The sequence below is a fragment of the Cognatishimia activa genome, from assembly GCF_017798205.1.
Taxonomy (GTDB): Bacteria; Pseudomonadota; Alphaproteobacteria; order Rhodobacterales; family Rhodobacteraceae; genus Cognatishimia; species Cognatishimia activa_A.
In genome coordinates this window covers 2,516,315-2,531,480 of sequence record NZ_CP060010.1, presented here as the reverse complement: position 1 = coordinate 2,531,480, position 15,166 = coordinate 2,516,315, and the positions used below count along the sequence as shown (strand labels likewise).

Below are 15,166 nucleotides of genomic sequence, written 5' to 3'. Positions count from 1 at the left end.
GGGCGCGCACGGCTTTTCCCCTTGCATGCATCGCTGGTGTTGGCGAACCTTGTCCCAAGTTAGATTGAGGCCTTCATGAGCACCGCATTGACCCAAGACCAAATCATTCTTTTCACCCTTTTCGGCGTGGTCTTTGGCCTCTTGCTCTGGGGACGGTTTCGGTACGATCTGGTGGCCTTCTGCGCGCTTTTGGCGGGCGTCGTTCTGGGCGTGGTGCCGGAAAAGGACGCATTTTCGGGCTTTGGGCATCCAGCCACATTGGTTGTCGCGTTGGTCCTTGTGGTCTCGGCAGGGTTAGTGCGGTCAGGTGCCGTGTTTCTGATCACCCGCACATTGGTAGACAGTTCCCGAGCCCTCGGCACCCATATCGCCATCATGGGCGGCGTCGGCGGCGTGCTTTCGGCCTTCATGAACAACGTCGCAGCCCTCGCCCTCTTGATGCCTGTCGACGTGCAAACCGCGCGCAAAGCAGGCCGCAGCCCGGGGCTGTCACTCATGCCTCTGTCCTTCGCGACAATTCTGGGCGGCATGGCAACCCTGATCGGCACGCCGCCCAATATCATCATCGCCTCAATCCGCGAAGACACATTAGGAGCGCCGTTTCGGATGTTTGACTTTGCGCCGGTCGGCGGTCTGACGGCGCTCGCAGGCCTCGCGTTCGTGGCCCTGATCGGTTGGCGGTTCATCCCGAAACGCGACGATGCGGGCAGCGCTCTATCAGACCTCACCGCCTATCTCGCCGAACTCACCGTGCCCGAGGATAGCAAGCTTATCGGCAAACGGCTCGCAGAGCTCGACACCCAAGCGACCCAAGCCGATGTCGCCGTGATCGGCCTCAGCCGCGAGGGTCGCCGCCGCTATGGCTCGGCCCGTAACGCTGAACTGCGTGCAGGCGACACGCTGCTTTTGGAAGGCACACCCGACGCACTCGATGAATTCCGCACCGCCACCGGCCTGCGCTTTGCCGAAGAAAAACGCGAAGATCGATTAAAAGCCACTGGCGACGGTCTGGACATGGTCGAAGTCGTGGCCTCTGAAACATCCCGCATCACCGGCAGAACCGCCGAACGCATTGGCCTGAATTGGCGGCAAGGCGCGATCCTGATGGGCCTGTCTCGCAACGGCCAACGCATCACCAAACATCTGCGCAAGACCGAGATCAAAGCGGGCGATATCCTCCTCCTGCTGACCCCCAAAGACCGGGGCGCAGACATCACCGACTGGCTCGGCTGCCTTCCCCTCGCCGACCGAGGCCTGCAAGTCACCGCCGACCAAAAATCCTGGCTCGCCATTGGCCTCTTCGCAGGTGCTATCGCGGCCTCTGCCGTCGGCCTGCTCTATCTGCCCATCGCCCTTGGCATTGTCGTGGCCGCCTATGTGCTCACCAAAATCGTACCACTGTCGGAACTTTACACTCAGATCGAATGGCCCGTGGTCGTCCTTCTCGGCTCCATGATCCCGCTGGGTGCCGCGCTAGAAGACGCAGGCGGCACCGAACTCATCGCAGGCTCTCTGGTGACCCTTACCGAAGGCCTCCCGGCCTGGGCCATCCTAACCGTCCTCATGGTCGTCACAATGACGCTCAGCGATGTCTTGAACAACACCGCCACCGCCATCGTCGCAGCCCCCGTCGGCATCCATATGGCCAACTCTCTAGGAGCCTCGCCCGACCCGTTCCTCATGGCCGTCGCCGTTGCCGCCTCTGCGGCCTTCCTCACCCCCATCGGCCACAAAAACAACACTTTGATCCTCGGCCCCGGCGGCTATCGCTTCGGAGACTACTGGCGCATGGGCCTGCCCTTGGAAATCCTCGTGGTCGCGGTCTCGATCCCCTCGATCCTGCTATTCTGGCCGCTCTAAGCCTTTCTCTTGCAAGAAATATCCTGGGGTGAGCAGGCCAGGCCTGCGAGGGGCAAAGCCCCTTAAAGCGGCCACATCAGCGGAATAAGCGCGCTCGCCAGCAAGCCAACCGAGAGGTTCAGCGGAATACCAACCCGCATAAAATCCGTGAACCGATAGCCACCAGGTCCATAAACCAGCATATTCGTCTGATACCCAATCGGAGTTGCGAAACTCGCCGAGGCCGCCACCATCACGGCAATCACCAAGGGGCGCACATCAAAGCCCATCGCGTCGCCCAGCCCCATGGCAATCGGCGTCACCACCACGGCCACCGCGTTATTTGACAGCATCTCGGTCAGAACCGACGTCAAAAGATAAATCGCCCAGACCAAAAAGAACGGCGGCAAACCCTGCAGCCAAGGCGCAATCGCCTCGACAATCAGCGTCACCGCGCCGGAAGTCTGCAACGCCACGCCTATCGCCAGCATCGAGAAAATCAACGCCAGCAAACGCCCGTCCACAGCCGCAAAAGCCTCATCTGCATCAATGCAGCGCGTGACCAAAACCACAGCCACAGCAATCACCGACAAAAGGAAAATCGGCGCGACACCAAAGCCCGCCAAAGCCACAATCCCAAACAATGCCGCCATGGCAATCGGCGCCTGCCCCCTGCGGTATTCCCGTTCGACAGGCTGGTTGACCTGCACCATATCCATATCAGCAGCCAGACGCTGGATATCCTCCGGCGCGCCTTCCAGCAGCAGCGTATCCCCAACGCGCACCACCAGTTCATCCAGCTGCATGCCGATATTCTGGTTCGAGCGATGCACCGCAATCGTATAGACGCCATACCGCCGCCGCAGTCGCATTGCGCCCAAAGAACGGCCCACCATGCGGCAGCCCGGTGTAATCAACACCTCAACCGTGGTGGTTTCGACGGCTGAAACCTGATCGACCCGCTTTAACGACTTGTCGCGCTGCAGGCTCAAAAGCTCTGCCATCTTGGTCCGCAACACAACGCGGTCGCCCACTTGCAGCTCCACGCCCTTCAGATTGCGCCGCAAAGAGGCATCGCCCCGCAGAACGTCGATCAACCGCACCCCGTCACGCTTGAACAGCTGCACACCGGTCACTTCGCGGCCAATCAGGTTTGAATCGGGCGGAATAACCGCCTCGGTGAAGAACTTCATATCCTTGCGATTGCCCAAGAGCCCAGCCATAGAATCCCGATCCGGCAGCAGCTTTGGCCCAATAAAGCGCAGATAGATCATGCCCCAGATCACCAGAACGACACCCAAAGGCGTGACCTCAAAGATCGAGAAACCTTCCAAGCCTTGCGCCCGTGCAACCCCATCCACCAAGAGGTTCGTCGACGTCCCGATCAACGTCAACGTCCCGCCCAGAATGGCCGCATAGCTCAATGGAATCAGTAACTTACTCGGCGCAACGCCCAAAGTCCCCGCCAGCTGAATGAACACCGGGATCATCACCACGACCACCGGCGTATTGGACACAACAGCGGACGCCACGATCACAAAGACCATCAACATGGCAATCGCGACCTTCGGATTAGACCTCGCCTGCCGATCCGCCAGATGGGTGAAACTCGACAAAGCTCCGGTGCGCACCAAAGCGCTCATGACGATGAACATCGCCCCAATCGTCCAGGGCGCGGGATTCGACAAAACCGTCAGCGCACCCTCATACGGCAAGACGCCCAAAACCAACAAAGTCGCCACGCCCGAGATCGCAACCACCTCGGTCGGAAATACCTCACGCACAAACAACCCAAACATCACCCCAACCGTCACCAAAGTGATCACCGCCTGTTGGGTCTGCGTAAATTCAAAAAAGTCCATGTAGTCCTCGGGGCTTACACCCCCTAAGCATTCCGCAAGCTTGGCCCCTGAGCAAGCCTAAACCGGGTCAGGCCCTGCCTGTTGCAACCGTCCGCCCTGTCGCACCATCTCGATCCGGGTCGCTGCGCCTGATTTATCATCAGTTTCAACATAGACGCCGCTGAGGGTCGCCTCGCCCAAAGCTGGCGTGAACCGCCCCTTCGGCATGCCGGTCACGAAACGGCGCATCGGCTCGGCCTTTTCCATGCCAATGACGGAATTATAATCGCCACACATGCCCGCATCCGACAGCATCGCTGTGCCCTTGTCCAAAATCTGCGCATCCGCCGTCGGCACATGCGTATGCGTCCCCACAACAAGGCTCGCGCGCCCGTCGCAGTAGTGCGCCATGCCCATCTTCTCGCTAGTGGCCTCACAATGCATATCAACCACAATGGCCTGCACCAAACCGCCGCGCGGATGCGCCTTGAGAACGCGATCCACGGCAGAGAACGGGTCCGCATAAGGCCGCTTCATGAAAACCTGCCCAAGCGCCTGCAAAACCAGGATCTTCTTGCCGCGCACATCAAAAATCCGATGCCCCCGCCCGGGCACATCGCCCGAGGCATAGTTCAGGGGCCGAATAATGCGGCTGTCTTCCTGAATATGCTGCATCATGTCTTTCTGATCAAAAGCATGATCGCCCAAAGTGACGCAATCTGCGCCCGCGTCAAAGATCACTTTGGCATGCTGCGCAGACAGCCCCATGCCATTGCTCGCGTTCTCGCCATTCACAATGACAAAATCCAAACGCCAGTCTTTGCGCAGCCGTGGAAGATGCTCGGTCAGGGCAGCTCGCCCCGCGCGCCCGACAACATCGCCTAAAAACAGTATTTTCATGGGGGTTTGCCCTATCCGTCCTAACCGCTCAGAGCAAGGGCTCAGTTGCGCAAGCGGGATTCATCTTGCCAAAAATACTCAAATGCCCCGGCTAAATTCACGAATACCGGTCTCTGTGACCATCAGGTCGAGCGGCTGGTCCGTTGGTTCAAGCGGCAACTTCTCGGCCTCTTGCGCATCAAACGCAAAGCCAATCGCCAAAGTCGCGCGCTTGCTGCGCAAGAGCTCGAGCGTGCGGTCGTAAAACCCGCCGCCATAACCCAAACGCCCACCCCGCGCGTCAAAGCCCACGAGCGGCACGATCAGGATTTCTGGCTCGAAATAATCGTCCACCACCGGCACTTTCGCACCAAAGGGGCCGTCCTTCAGCTCCCCCTCGGGTTCCCAACGCGAGAATTTCAACGGCTGACCTGCCGCCTGAATGACAGGCACACCTACTGGCCCATGGGCCGCCGCCTCGGCCATCGCAGGGATCGGATTGATCTCGGTTCGGATCGGCATGTAGCCCGCCAAAGGCACGCCACGATAGCCCGCGAGGACTTCGGACAAATAGGCAGATTGTGCGGGGTAGTCTGCGTCAAACGCCTCTTTACGGCGTGCGAAAGCCGCCTTGCGCGCGGCGGCTTTGATCTCGGTCAGATCCATATGACATCCTTACAGCAGTACCGCGCCCGCAAGCGCCAAAAAGGCAAAGAAACCAACGACATCCGTGACCGTGGTCACGAAGGCCCCGGAGGCCAGCGCCGGGTCTACGCCTATCTTTTCCAAAAGCACCGGAATGCCTGTACCCGCAAGCCCAGCCACGACCAGATTGATCACCATCGCGACGGCGATCACCACACCCAGCATCGGTGTGCCGAACCAAATGACGCCCACGATGCCCATCACGATCGCAAAAACGATGCCGTTGAAAAGCCCCACCAAAGCCTCCCGCGAGACAACGCGCCAGAGGTTAGAGCTCGTGAGGTCTTTGGTCGCCAAGGCGCGCACAGCGACCGTCAAGGATTGCGTGCCCGCGTTGCCGCCCATCGAGGCCACGATGGGCATCAGGATCGCAAGCGCCACAAATTGCGCGAGGGTTTCTTCAAACTGCGCGATCACCAGCGACGCAAGGATCGAGGTCACAAGGTTCACTGCCAACCACGGGATCCGCTGTTTCGTCGTCTCCATCACGCTGTCCGACAGCGAGCTTTCGTCGCCAACACCGGCCAGTCGCAGGATATCCTCTTCGTGTTCCTCATCCAGAACCGCCATCGCATCATCGATGGTAATGACACCGATCAGTCGCTCGTCCTCATCCACCACGGGGGCCGAAATCAGGTGATATTGGTTGAACGCATAGGCCACCTCGCCTTCGTCCTGCGCGACTGGAATGACCTGAAACATCTCTTCCGAGAGGTTCTTCAAAGGCGCCTCGCGAGGAGAGCCCATGATCTTGCCCAAGGTCACATTCGCCACCGGACGCATGCGCGGATCCACAAGGATCACGTGGTAGAACTGCTCGGGCAGCTCTTCGGAATTCCTCATATAATCAATGGCATCGCCCACGGTCCAATGCTCTGGCGCCCAAACGGTTTCGCGCTGCATCAGACGGCCAGCGGAGAACTCCGGATAGCTCAGTGCCTGTTCGACCGCGACGCGGTCGGCGTCTTCAAGAACCTCAAGGATGGCTTCCTGCTGTGCGTCATCGAGATCCTCGACAAGGTCGACGACGTCGTCGGATTCCATGTCCCGCACGGCTTCGGCCAGCGTCTCAGGCCGCAGCACAGAAATCACATCCTCGCGCAGGCTTTCCTCAAGCTCGGAAAGGATTTCACCATCAAACTCGCGATCATAAAGCTGGATCAGACGGCGACGGTCATAGGCGTTCACCTGTTCCAGCAAATCCGCGATGTCTGCGGCGTGCATATCTTCAAGCAGATCCACCAGCTGATCACGATTGCCGGTTTCCACCGCAAAGAGGATCGCCGCGACGTTTTTCGCATCCAGGCTATAGTCTTCGTCGTCAGAGGGGATTGGGGGCGTGAGTTGGTCGGTCTCGGTCATGGTGCGCCTCCTTTTGCCCCGGATGGTCTTATTTTCAGACCATAGTTGAAGCTGTGTCGGAAATTCAATGCCAACGCGGCAATTTACGCCCAGCTCGGGCCAAGTTAAATTGCCTGCGAAAGGGTTTTGACCATGACCGACACGACTTTGCTTTTGGGACAGGTGCTGAGTTTCACCGCGGATCCGTTTGAGGTGCCCATCGAAGAGGCAGCCCAACATCTGCGTCAGGGCGCGGTGCTGTTGCGAGATGGCAAGATCGCTGCGGTCGGAGAACGCGAGACCCTGCGGGCGCTGCATCCGCTGGCGGAAACCGTGGACTATGGCCAGGGCCTGATCATGGCCGGATTTGTGGATGCCCATGTGCATTATCCCCAAACTGCGATGATCGCGAGCTGGGGCAAGCGGCTGATTGATTGGCTGAATTCCTATACCTTCCCCGAGGAAATGCGCTTTGGCAATCGCGCCTATGCCAGCGACATCGCGAACCGCTATCTGGATCTGACAAAGCAGCATGGCACAACGACGGTGGCGAGTTTTGCGACGATCCATCCAGGGTCTGTTGAGGCTTTGTTTGAGGCGGCACAAGCGCGCGGGCAAAGGATCGTGGCAGGCAAAACCTGTATGGACCGCAATGCGCCTGAGGGGCTGAGCGACACGGCGCAAGAGGCCTATGACCAAAGCAAATATCTGATCGGGAACTGGCATGGGGTCGACCGGATCACCTATGCGATCACGCCGCGGTTTTCCCCGACCTCGACGCCCGAACAATTGCAAATGTTGGGCGACCTGTGGGCCGAGCACCCCGATTGCCTGATGCAGACCCATCTGTCCGAGCAAACCGACGAAATTGAGTGGGTCTTGGGGCTATTTCCCGACGCGCGGGACTATTTAGACACCTACGAACAATTCGGCCTTCTCGGCGCGCGCGGGGTCTATGGACACGCGATCCATCTGACAGATCGAGAGATCGACCGGTTGCATGATGTCGGCGCGGGTGTGGTGCATTGCCCGACCTCCAATACCTTCATCGGCTCTGGCCTCTTTGATATGAGTGGATTGAAATCAAAGGGAATTTCCGTGGGACTGGCGACAGACACCGGTGGCGGGTCGAGCTTCTCGATGCTGCGCACCATGGCCGCTGCTTATGAGATCGGCCAGTTGCGTCACACCCCTCTGCATGCGGCACAGCTTCTGTGGCTGGCGACGCAAGGTTCCGCGAAAACGCTGCATTTGGACGATAATATCGGCAACGTGAAAGCGGGACTAGAGGCCGATTTGGTTGTTTTGAACCTCTCGTCCACTGATGCGATTTCCCAGCGTGTGGACAACGCGAATGAGTTCTGGGAGAGCGTCTTCCCGACCATCATGATGGGAGACGACCGCGCCATTGAGGCGGTCTGGATCAACGGCAAACGCGCGTAAAATTTCGCGGAAATTTTGGCCGCACTTAACAGCGGCGGCCTAGCACCATCACCCAGTAGTTGCCCTCTTGGATCACACCGATCTCGGTGACGCCGATGTTCAAGAGGTTCTCGCGATGGCCCCGCGATTTGATCCAGTCTTTGGTGACTCGCTTCGCGGACCTCTGCCCCACGGCGATATTTTCGGCGATCAGGCAATAATTATAGCCCTGCCGCAGCGCCCGATCCGCGACCGACGTCCCATCCGTCCCCATATGCGAGAAAAACCCGTGATAGCGCATGTCGCTGCCATGCGTTGCGGCAATCGATTCCAGCAATGGCGACAGTTTCAACGCCGGTAGATTGTTGGACGTGCGAAATTCATTGGTCAGTCGGACCACATCGCGCCCAGAGCCCGCCTGCGCATATGAAAAGAGACCGGAGACCAGAACGGCCCCGAGAAGAATAGTTTTTAGACCCATGGCCCGCATGATGTTACTCCTGCAAGGCCCCCACTCTGTTATTCTGACGTTCAATTACTAACGGAAGGTCAACGGTCGTTAAAATTCCGTCGCGCACGATCTGACGGCCTTCTACCAAGAGATTGTGCACTTTCTGAGGCCCAGCGAGCAGAATCGCAATCGGATCCCAACTGCCGGCCATTTCAATCGAGGCGATGTCCCACATAGCAATATCGGCGCGTTTACCTACGGCGATCTGACCACAGTCATCTCGTCCCAGAACCTCGGCCCCGCCCCGCGTCGCAATATGCAAAGCCTCACGGGCCGACATGGCATCCGCGCCCTTGGACACACGTTGCATGAGCATGGCCTGACGCGCCTCAGCCATCAGATTGCCGCTGTCGTTGCTGGCCGATCCATCTACGCCCAAGCCAACCGGCACGCCTGCATCCCGCATCTCGCGGATGGGCGCGATGCCGGACCCGAGACGGCAGTTTGAACAAGGGCAATGCGCGACGCCGGTTTGATGTTTGGCAAACAAATCAATCTCTTGCGCGTCCAGTTTCACCGCATGGGCAAACCAGACGTCATCTCCAACCCATCCCAGATCCTCGGCATATTGCCCTGGGCGACAGCCGAATTTTTCCAGTGAATAGCGGATGTCTTCGTCGTTCTCAGCCAAATGCGTATGCAGCATCACGCGCTTGTCGCGGGCCAAAAGCGCGCTGTCGCGCATCAGGTCTTGGCTCACGGAAAACGGCGAACAGGGCGCGAGCGACACGCGACACATGCTGCCCTCAGAGGCGTCGTGGAACTGGTCGATCAGGCGAATGCTGTCCTCAAGGATATCCGCTTCGCGTTCTACCAGCGAATCGGGCGGCAGGCCTCCGTTCGAGACACCGATACTCATAGAGCCCCGCGTCGGGTGGAAGCGCATCCCCATATCCGCAGCCGCCGCTATGGTGTCGTCCAGCCGAGACCCATTCGGGAAGAGATACATGTGATCGGCGACCGTACTGCAGCCGCTAAGCGCTAGTTCCGCAAGACCGATTTGGGTCGAGAGGTACATGTCCTCAGGCGTCAGCCCCGACCAGATTGGATAGAGCCGTTGCAGCCAGCCAAACAGCAGGGAATCTTGTGCACCAGGCACTGCGCGAGTCAGGGTTTGAAACAGGTGATGGTGCGTGTTGACCAGGCCCGGGGTCACCAAAAACCCTTTGGCATCAATGATTTCGGCATCTGCCGTCAACCCCGCGCCGATCTCGGCAATCACCCCACCTGAAACAAGAATATCCACGTCGCGCAACTCGCGCGATGCGTCGTCCATCGTCGCAACAAAGGCCGCATTTTTGATTAAAGTATCACGCATTTATCCCACATCCTTCAGGCCCGTTTCATAGATGTGAGACAACCGCCGACGGAATACGGGCAAACTACTCGGCGTGAGACCAGTCTAGAAGATCCGGACAGCTTTGCAAGCTATGGTTTTATTGAAACTCTTTCTACACGCGGGACAAGAATTTGAGCGCCTCGGCGTGCAGCGTCGCATTCGCAGCGGCCAGACAGCGTCCGCCATTATAGGCCGGACCGCCCTGCCAATCTGTGACGATGCCTCCGGCCGCCTCGATCACCGCGATTGGCGCTTGAATATCATAGGGTTGCAGACCGGCTTCGATCACCAGATCCACCTGCCCCGCCGCCAAAAGACCATAGGCGTAGCAATCCATCCCAAAGCGGGTCAGCTTGACCTGTTCGGCCACCGTTTCAAAACCAGTGCGCTCTTCGGGCGAACCAACCTCGGGAAAGGTCGTAAACAGGATCGCCTCATTTAGAGATGTCGTCGTCTTGGTTCCCAGATCACGAGACCCATGCGGACCATCGACCCGCGCTGTGCCGAAACCTCCGATAAAGCGTTCACCGATATAGGGCTGATCGATCACGCCCATCATCGGGCCGTTGTCGTCCGACACAGCGATCAGAGTGCCCCATGTCGGGGTCCCGCTGATAAATCCGCGCGTGCCGTCAATGGGATCAAGCACCCAGGTCAGGCCCGACGTACCCGCCTTGGTGCCATATTCCTCGCCCAAAATACCGTCGTCGGGACGCAATTCGTCCAGCACATCCCGCATTGCACGCTCGGCCGCGCGATCAGCGACCGTGACAGGGTCGAACCCACCTTCCAACTTGTTAGAAGTGGAAAGCGCATCACCGCGAAAATATGGAAGGATCGCCTGTCCTGCTGCGTCAGCTAGGCGTGACGCGATATCGAGTAGCTCGGTGCCATTAAGGTCTTGCCGCATTGATGTATCCTCTGCCCTGCACGGCTTCGCCTAGCGCAGGGCAGACAAAATCTCAAGCGACGTCGCTCAGGACCCGTGCCAATTCGAACAAACGACGGCGTTGGTTTTCCGGGATGGAATAATACGAGCGCACCAGATCAAGAGCCTCTTTGTCACCCATCAGATCCGATGGTGCATCCACACCATCCGACAGTTGACTGTCGCTGATGCCTTCAAAGAAGAAACTAACCGGAATATCCAGCGCTTCAGCAATATCCCAAAGCCGAGACGCACTTACGCGGTTCGCGCCGGTCTCGTACTTTTGGATCTGCTGGAATTTGATGCCAACCTGTTCGGCCAGCTGCTGTTGCGTCATACCAATTAACCACCGGCGATGCCGGATACGTTTGCCAACGTGGACGTCAACGGGGTGCGTCATACTATAGGCTCCTTATTACAAACCATTTCATCCAACCACGAAAACCCACATCTCGCGATCGAAGGCGTCGGCCAGCTCCCATACTGGTTACGACAATAGTGTGTCACTACGCATCCCTACAGCGACTAGCACACAATACCATGAACAATTTCGTTATCAAGTTTTTTGAGAAATTCTAAATTTGGACTTTACCATAGGTTGCAGCTTATTCGAAAACTGTTGATTGTCAGACATTAAGGCGATTTGTAACCACTCAGATATCCTGCTCTTGTGCGGCAGAAATGTTAAACAACGGTTAAAAATCATGCGAGCTTTCCTGACAGAAGCCTTCGACTCTCCTGCGAAATTGAAAAACATCCAAATGCCGATTCCCTCAAAAGGCGAAGCGCGCATTAATATCAAAGCCTGCGCTCTGAATTTTGCAGACATTCTAATGCAGAAGGGAACATACCAAGACACACCTGAACTGCCCTTTGTGGGCGGTCTGGAAATATCGGGAATTGTCGATGATTTGGGGCTAGAGACCTATGGACCCACAATTGGTGCCCGGGTGGCCGTGTTTGGAGGCCAAGGGGGATTCGCGGAATATGGCTGCTTCGATGCGAACAGAATGGTGGTCATTCCTGACAACATGAGTTTTGAAGAGGCCGCCGCCTTTCAGGTGGCCTATGGCACCAGTCACGTGGCACTCAACTATCGCGCGAAAATGCAACCTGGCGAAACGCTCTTGGTTTTGGGGGCTGCGGGTGGCGTTGGCTTGACGGCCATTGAGGTTGGAAAACTGATGGGTGCGCGGGTCATTGCCTGTGCGCGGGGGGCCGAGAAACTCGAGATCGCGCGGAAGGCCGGGGCAGACCATCTGATTGACTCAGACACGCAGGACTTGCGCGCCGAAGTCCTCGCGCTGGGTGGAGCCGATGTCGTCTATGACCCGATCGGAGGCGATCTTTGGAAGGCCGCATTCCGCGCCTGCAAGCCGGATGCGCGGCTGATCCCAATTGGGTTTGCGGGCGGCGAAGTGCCTCAGATCCCGGCCAATCACGTGATGGTTAAAAACCTGACAATCCTCGGCGTCTATTGGGGCGCGTACCTCAAGTTCAAACCTGAAGTCGTCACCGACAGCCTGCGTGACCTGTTTGACTGGTATAGCCAAGGCAAGCTCACACCGCATATCAGCCACCGCTTCCCGCTTGAGGACACGGCCGAAGCGCTCGCCACGCTCAAAGCGCGCAAGTCCACCGGTAAAGTCGTGGTGACGATGGATTAACCGATCCGACGCTGGGCGATATTTGGGTCGTTGCGATGCTGGAACGCCCCAAAACCCTGACGCAAGAGATCTGCGAAATGGTTGATCACTTCGCCCTTGCTCGGTTCGGCCCCATACATATTGATGAACTGCGTCCCGACCTCTGGTAACGCGCCGCCGTGGTCGATGATTTCCAGATGCGGTGGCTCGGTGCCCTCAATCATCACGCAGACGGCCATATCGGCGGCCACGGTGACTTCGACGGTGCGATCAGACGCGGTATCGACTGCATTCTCCCACTCAATCCCCGCCTCTTCGAGCGCCGCGAGCATGCGAGGCCGGAATGAACAAATGCGCCCACCCGCAATGCGCAGCGGACGACGCCGCCAGGTAGCGCCGCCTTTGGCACCCATCCACGTCAGCGGCAGGCTGCAGAGTTGCTCTCCACCTCGGGTGGGTTCTGTTGTGAGGATCAGGTCAAACTCTCCCTTTTGAAACTGGGGGATCAGCTCGCTTGTGTTGCTCGAGACCATATTGACCTGAATGCGCGGATAGGCCGAGCGAAGCTGTTTCAGAACCGCCGGAATCGCCGGATAGATGATGTCGTGCGGGACGCCGATCGAGATCTCTCCCTCATATTCTTCATCCGCAAGACGGCGGACGATCTCATCGTTCAGCGCGATCATGCGGCGGGCATAGCCCAAGAGCTGTTCACCGGCGGGAGTCAGGGCGATCCCCCTGCCCGAGCGATCCAGAAAGTCGATCCCCATCATCTCTTCCAGCCGCTTAAGCTGCATGGAAACAGCTGATTGCGTCAGATTGAGAAACCCCGCGGCTTTGGTCACACCGCCCAAATCAGCCACAGCGACGAAACTGCGCAGGGTCGTAATATCCAGGTTCCTCATATCATCAATCCCTGTGATGCATCACTCAACAAACATTCGTTTTCAAAATACACCACACTCCGCCATATATATCAACACATTTGATGAATACCCAAACCTACATCAGGAACAGGAAAGGATCTGACTATGACTCGTCCCGCAACTCTGTCTCGTTTCTCGGGTTTTGGCCGCATTTCCAAAACCTCTTTCACCCGCCACCTGAACCTTGCCAAGCAGCGCAAGGATTTGGCGCAGCTGACCCCGTCCCAGCTTGAGGACATCGGCGTCACCCAGGCCGAGGCGCAGCGTGAAGCCACACGCCCGCTCTGGGACGCACCGAATTTCTGGTACAAATGATGCGATTTCCCGCCGATTTTGAGCGGGAAATTCTTGAAAATCAGCGCCAAGTGACCAATATTCTGCTGTGACGGCCTCTGACCCTTTGTCAGGGGCCCACTCAGATAAACTTGGAGGCTTTAATGGCTGAGTATGATGCAATCCGTGGTGTGGCCGGTGCCCGCGCTGCCGAGATTGATGCGGGTCTTCGCACCCATATGAACAAAGTGTATGGCACCATGTCGATCGGCATGCTGCTGACCTTCGCTGTGGCTTGGGCCGTGGGCACCAGCCCTGCTCTGCTGAGCGTGTTCCGCGATCCTGCAACGCTTCAGCCAAACATCCTTGGCTGGATCATTATGTTTGCCCCTCTGGGCATGGTGTTCCTCTTTGGCGCCGCGATTAACCGCCTGTCCGCCGCTGGCGCGCAGACGTTCTTTTACGTCTTTGCGTCCCTCATGGGTCTGTCTCTGGCGTGGATTTTCGTCGCCTTTACAGGCTTTTCCATCGCGCAGGTGTTCCTTGTGACATCGATCGCTTTCGCGGGTCTGTCGCTCTGGGGTTATACCACCAAGCGTGACATCTCTGGTTGGGGCTCTTTCCTGATCATGGGCGTGATCGGTATTCTGGTCGCCTCTATTGTGAACATCTTCCTTGGTTCCGGCGTCATGAGCCTGGCAATCTCGGTTCTGGGTGTTCTGATCTTTGCAGGCCTGACCGCTTATGACACGCAGAACATCAAGAACACCTACCTTGCCCACGCACATGCAATGGATGAGGAATGGCTGGGCAAAGCCGCCATCATGGGCGCGCTGAGCCTCTACCTTGATTTCATCAACATGTTCATGTTCCTGCTGCAGCTGCTGGGCAACCGCGAATAAGCAGATCTGGAAACAGTGATACAGAAGGGCCGGACATTGTTCCGGCCCTTACTTTTTTGTGATGGCGAAAATCCGCAACTTGGCAAATAAACTATTAACAAACTAGGCATTTATAGGCATTCTGCGGCTCGGGGACGACAACAGGGACGACCAATGCAAACCAGCAAATTCGCTCTTTTCGCCGCGATGGGCACAGCCGTAGGCACCACCGCAACTTTTGCGCAGGCCGAAACGACTGACGCGTGGCAATTGCTCGAAGAGATCAAGATCAAAGAGATCGTCACCGAGACCACCTATGAGGTGCAAAAGACATTCCCTGAGAAAATGGAAGAGCGTGGCAAGGATATCCTGATCTCGGGCTACGCTTTCCCGATGCTGCCTGGCGAGACCATCAAAGAGCTGATCCTGGTGTCCGACATGGGCCTCTGCCCGCTCTGCGGTAATGGCGACCACGGCGCGAACCTGCAGGTCACGCTGGCTGAGCCGATCACCAATTTTGACGAAAGCATCCGCATCACGCTGCGGGGCAACATCAAAGCGGTGACCGACCCCGAGACCTGGCAGTCCGCGATCATGGAAGACGCGACGATCATCGTTGAAGGCTGATCGCCGCC

The 15,166-nt window shown here is 57.7% G+C and carries 15 protein-coding genes; 6 read left to right on the top strand and 9 right to left on the bottom strand.

Going from position 1 to position 15,166, the window contains the following annotated elements; genetic code table 11:
* Window positions 1-87: 87 nt before the first annotated feature.
* The gene (locus HZ995_RS12405; protein ID WP_209358260.1) at window positions 88-1,860 is read left to right on the top strand and encodes an SLC13 family permease; all 1,773 of its coding nucleotides are present in this window, start codon (window positions 88-90) and stop codon (window positions 1,858-1,860) included.
* Between the two features lie 62 nt (window positions 1,861-1,922).
* On the opposite strand, the gene HZ995_RS12400 is transcribed toward HZ995_RS12405, so the two are convergent.
* The 4 genes from HZ995_RS12400 to mgtE all read right to left on the bottom strand — a co-directional run bounded on the left by HZ995_RS12400 (window position 1,923) and on the right by mgtE (window position 6,626).
* Window positions 1,923-3,701 carry an SLC13 family permease gene (locus tag HZ995_RS12400; RefSeq protein ID WP_209355962.1) on the bottom strand — a complete coding sequence of 593 codons (1,779 nt, stop codon included), beginning with the start codon at window positions 3,699-3,701 and terminating at the stop codon, window positions 1,923-1,925.
* Window positions 3,702-3,758: 57 nt separating this feature from the next.
* Window positions 3,759-4,580, bottom strand: a complete 822-nt coding sequence (locus tag HZ995_RS12395; protein WP_209355961.1) for a TIGR00282 family metallophosphoesterase — start codon at window positions 4,578-4,580, stop codon at window positions 3,759-3,761.
* Window positions 4,581-4,658: 78 nt separating this feature from the next.
* A complete protein-coding gene (locus HZ995_RS12390) occupies window positions 4,659-5,225 on the bottom strand; it encodes a 5-formyltetrahydrofolate cyclo-ligase (protein ID WP_209355960.1) in 567 nt (188 codons plus the stop codon).
* Window positions 5,226-5,234: 9 nt separating this feature from the next.
* Entirely contained in the window at window positions 5,235-6,626 is a 1,392-nt protein-coding gene (mgtE, locus tag HZ995_RS12385; RefSeq protein ID WP_209355959.1) for a magnesium transporter, read from the bottom strand.
* Between the two features lie 132 nt (window positions 6,627-6,758).
* On the opposite strand from mgtE, the gene guaD reads away from it, so the two are divergent.
* Window positions 6,759-8,048 carry a guanine deaminase gene (gene guaD, locus HZ995_RS12380; RefSeq protein WP_209355958.1) on the top strand — a complete coding sequence of 430 codons (1,290 nt, stop codon included), beginning with the start codon at window positions 6,759-6,761 and terminating at the stop codon, window positions 8,046-8,048.
* A gap of 25 nt (window positions 8,049-8,073) precedes the next feature.
* Here the strand turns inward: guaD and HZ995_RS12375 are convergent, their stop codons facing one another.
* The 4 genes from HZ995_RS12375 to HZ995_RS12360 all read right to left on the bottom strand — a co-directional run bounded on the left by HZ995_RS12375 (window position 8,074) and on the right by HZ995_RS12360 (window position 11,205).
* Entirely contained in the window at window positions 8,074-8,517 is a 444-nt protein-coding gene (locus HZ995_RS12375; protein WP_209355957.1) for a CAP domain-containing protein, read from the bottom strand.
* A gap of 4 nt (window positions 8,518-8,521) precedes the next feature.
* Window positions 8,522-9,856 carry an 8-oxoguanine deaminase gene (locus tag HZ995_RS12370; protein WP_209355956.1) on the bottom strand — a complete coding sequence of 445 codons (1,335 nt, stop codon included), beginning with the start codon at window positions 9,854-9,856 and terminating at the stop codon, window positions 8,522-8,524.
* 133 nt (window positions 9,857-9,989) lie between these two features.
* Window positions 9,990-10,787 (bottom strand): histidinol-phosphatase, encoded by a 798-nt coding sequence (hisN, locus tag HZ995_RS12365; RefSeq protein ID WP_209355955.1) that lies wholly within the window; start codon window positions 10,785-10,787, stop codon window positions 9,990-9,992.
* Window positions 10,788-10,839: 52 nt separating this feature from the next.
* Complete coding sequence (locus HZ995_RS12360; RefSeq protein WP_209355954.1) at window positions 10,840-11,205, bottom strand: helix-turn-helix domain-containing protein; 366 nt, start codon at window positions 11,203-11,205, stop codon at window positions 10,840-10,842.
* Window positions 11,206-11,509: 304 nt separating this feature from the next.
* Here HZ995_RS12360 and HZ995_RS12355 point away from each other — a divergent pair, with 304 nt between their 5' ends.
* Window positions 11,510-12,472: an NADPH:quinone oxidoreductase family protein gene (locus HZ995_RS12355; RefSeq protein WP_209355953.1), complete on the top strand. Its 963-nt coding sequence runs from the start codon at window positions 11,510-11,512 to the stop codon at window positions 12,470-12,472.
* Here HZ995_RS12355 and HZ995_RS12350 read toward each other — a convergent pair.
* A complete protein-coding gene (locus HZ995_RS12350; protein ID WP_209355952.1) occupies window positions 12,469-13,356 on the bottom strand; it encodes a LysR family transcriptional regulator in 888 nt (295 codons plus the stop codon). The genes HZ995_RS12355 and HZ995_RS12350 overlap by 4 nt on opposite strands.
* A 126-nt stretch (window positions 13,357-13,482) precedes the next feature.
* Here HZ995_RS12350 and HZ995_RS12345 point away from each other — a divergent pair, with 126 nt between their 5' ends.
* The 3 genes from HZ995_RS12345 to HZ995_RS12335 all read left to right on the top strand — a co-directional run bounded on the left by HZ995_RS12345 (window position 13,483) and on the right by HZ995_RS12335 (window position 15,158).
* Window positions 13,483-13,692 (top strand): DUF1127 domain-containing protein, encoded by a 210-nt coding sequence (locus tag HZ995_RS12345; protein WP_209355951.1) that lies wholly within the window; start codon window positions 13,483-13,485, stop codon window positions 13,690-13,692.
* Window positions 13,693-13,814: 122 nt separating this feature from the next.
* Window positions 13,815-14,552: a Bax inhibitor-1/YccA family protein gene (locus tag HZ995_RS12340; RefSeq protein WP_209355950.1), complete on the top strand. Its 738-nt coding sequence runs from the start codon at window positions 13,815-13,817 to the stop codon at window positions 14,550-14,552.
* 153 nt (window positions 14,553-14,705) lie between these two features.
* Window positions 14,706-15,158 (top strand): hypothetical protein, encoded by a 453-nt coding sequence (locus tag HZ995_RS12335; RefSeq protein WP_209355949.1) that lies wholly within the window; start codon window positions 14,706-14,708, stop codon window positions 15,156-15,158.
* Window positions 15,159-15,166: the final 8 nt, after the last annotated feature.

Coding starts and splice junctions, on each gene's coding strand:
- mgtE (WP_209355959.1), bottom strand. CDS start 6,626: ATGACCGAGACCGACCAACTCACGCCCCCAATCCCCTCTGACGACGAA.
- guaD (WP_209355958.1), top strand. CDS start 6,759: ATGACCGACACGACTTTGCTTTTGGGACAGGTGCTGAGTTTCACCGCG.
- HZ995_RS12350 (WP_209355952.1), bottom strand. CDS start 13,356: ATGAGGAACCTGGATATTACGACCCTGCGCAGTTTCGTCGCTGTGGCT.
- hisN (WP_209355955.1), bottom strand. CDS start 10,787: ATGCGGCAAGACCTTAATGGCACCGAGCTACTCGATATCGCGTCACGC.
- HZ995_RS12400 (WP_209355962.1), bottom strand. CDS start 3,701: ATGGACTTTTTTGAATTTACGCAGACCCAACAGGCGGTGATCACTTTG.
- HZ995_RS12360 (WP_209355954.1), bottom strand. CDS start 11,205: ATGACGCACCCCGTTGACGTCCACGTTGGCAAACGTATCCGGCATCGC.
- HZ995_RS12390 (WP_209355960.1), bottom strand. CDS start 5,225: ATGGATCTGACCGAGATCAAAGCCGCCGCGCGCAAGGCGGCTTTCGCA.
- HZ995_RS12370 (WP_209355956.1), bottom strand. CDS start 9,856: ATGCGTGATACTTTAATCAAAAATGCGGCCTTTGTTGCGACGATGGAC.
- HZ995_RS12355 (WP_209355953.1), top strand. CDS start 11,510: ATGCGAGCTTTCCTGACAGAAGCCTTCGACTCTCCTGCGAAATTGAAA.
- HZ995_RS12345 (WP_209355951.1), top strand. CDS start 13,483: ATGACTCGTCCCGCAACTCTGTCTCGTTTCTCGGGTTTTGGCCGCATT.
- HZ995_RS12335 (WP_209355949.1), top strand. CDS start 14,706: ATGCAAACCAGCAAATTCGCTCTTTTCGCCGCGATGGGCACAGCCGTA.
- HZ995_RS12375 (WP_209355957.1), bottom strand. CDS start 8,517: ATGCGGGCCATGGGTCTAAAAACTATTCTTCTCGGGGCCGTTCTGGTC.
- HZ995_RS12340 (WP_209355950.1), top strand. CDS start 13,815: ATGGCTGAGTATGATGCAATCCGTGGTGTGGCCGGTGCCCGCGCTGCC.
- HZ995_RS12395 (WP_209355961.1), bottom strand. CDS start 4,580: ATGAAAATACTGTTTTTAGGCGATGTTGTCGGGCGCGCGGGGCGAGCT.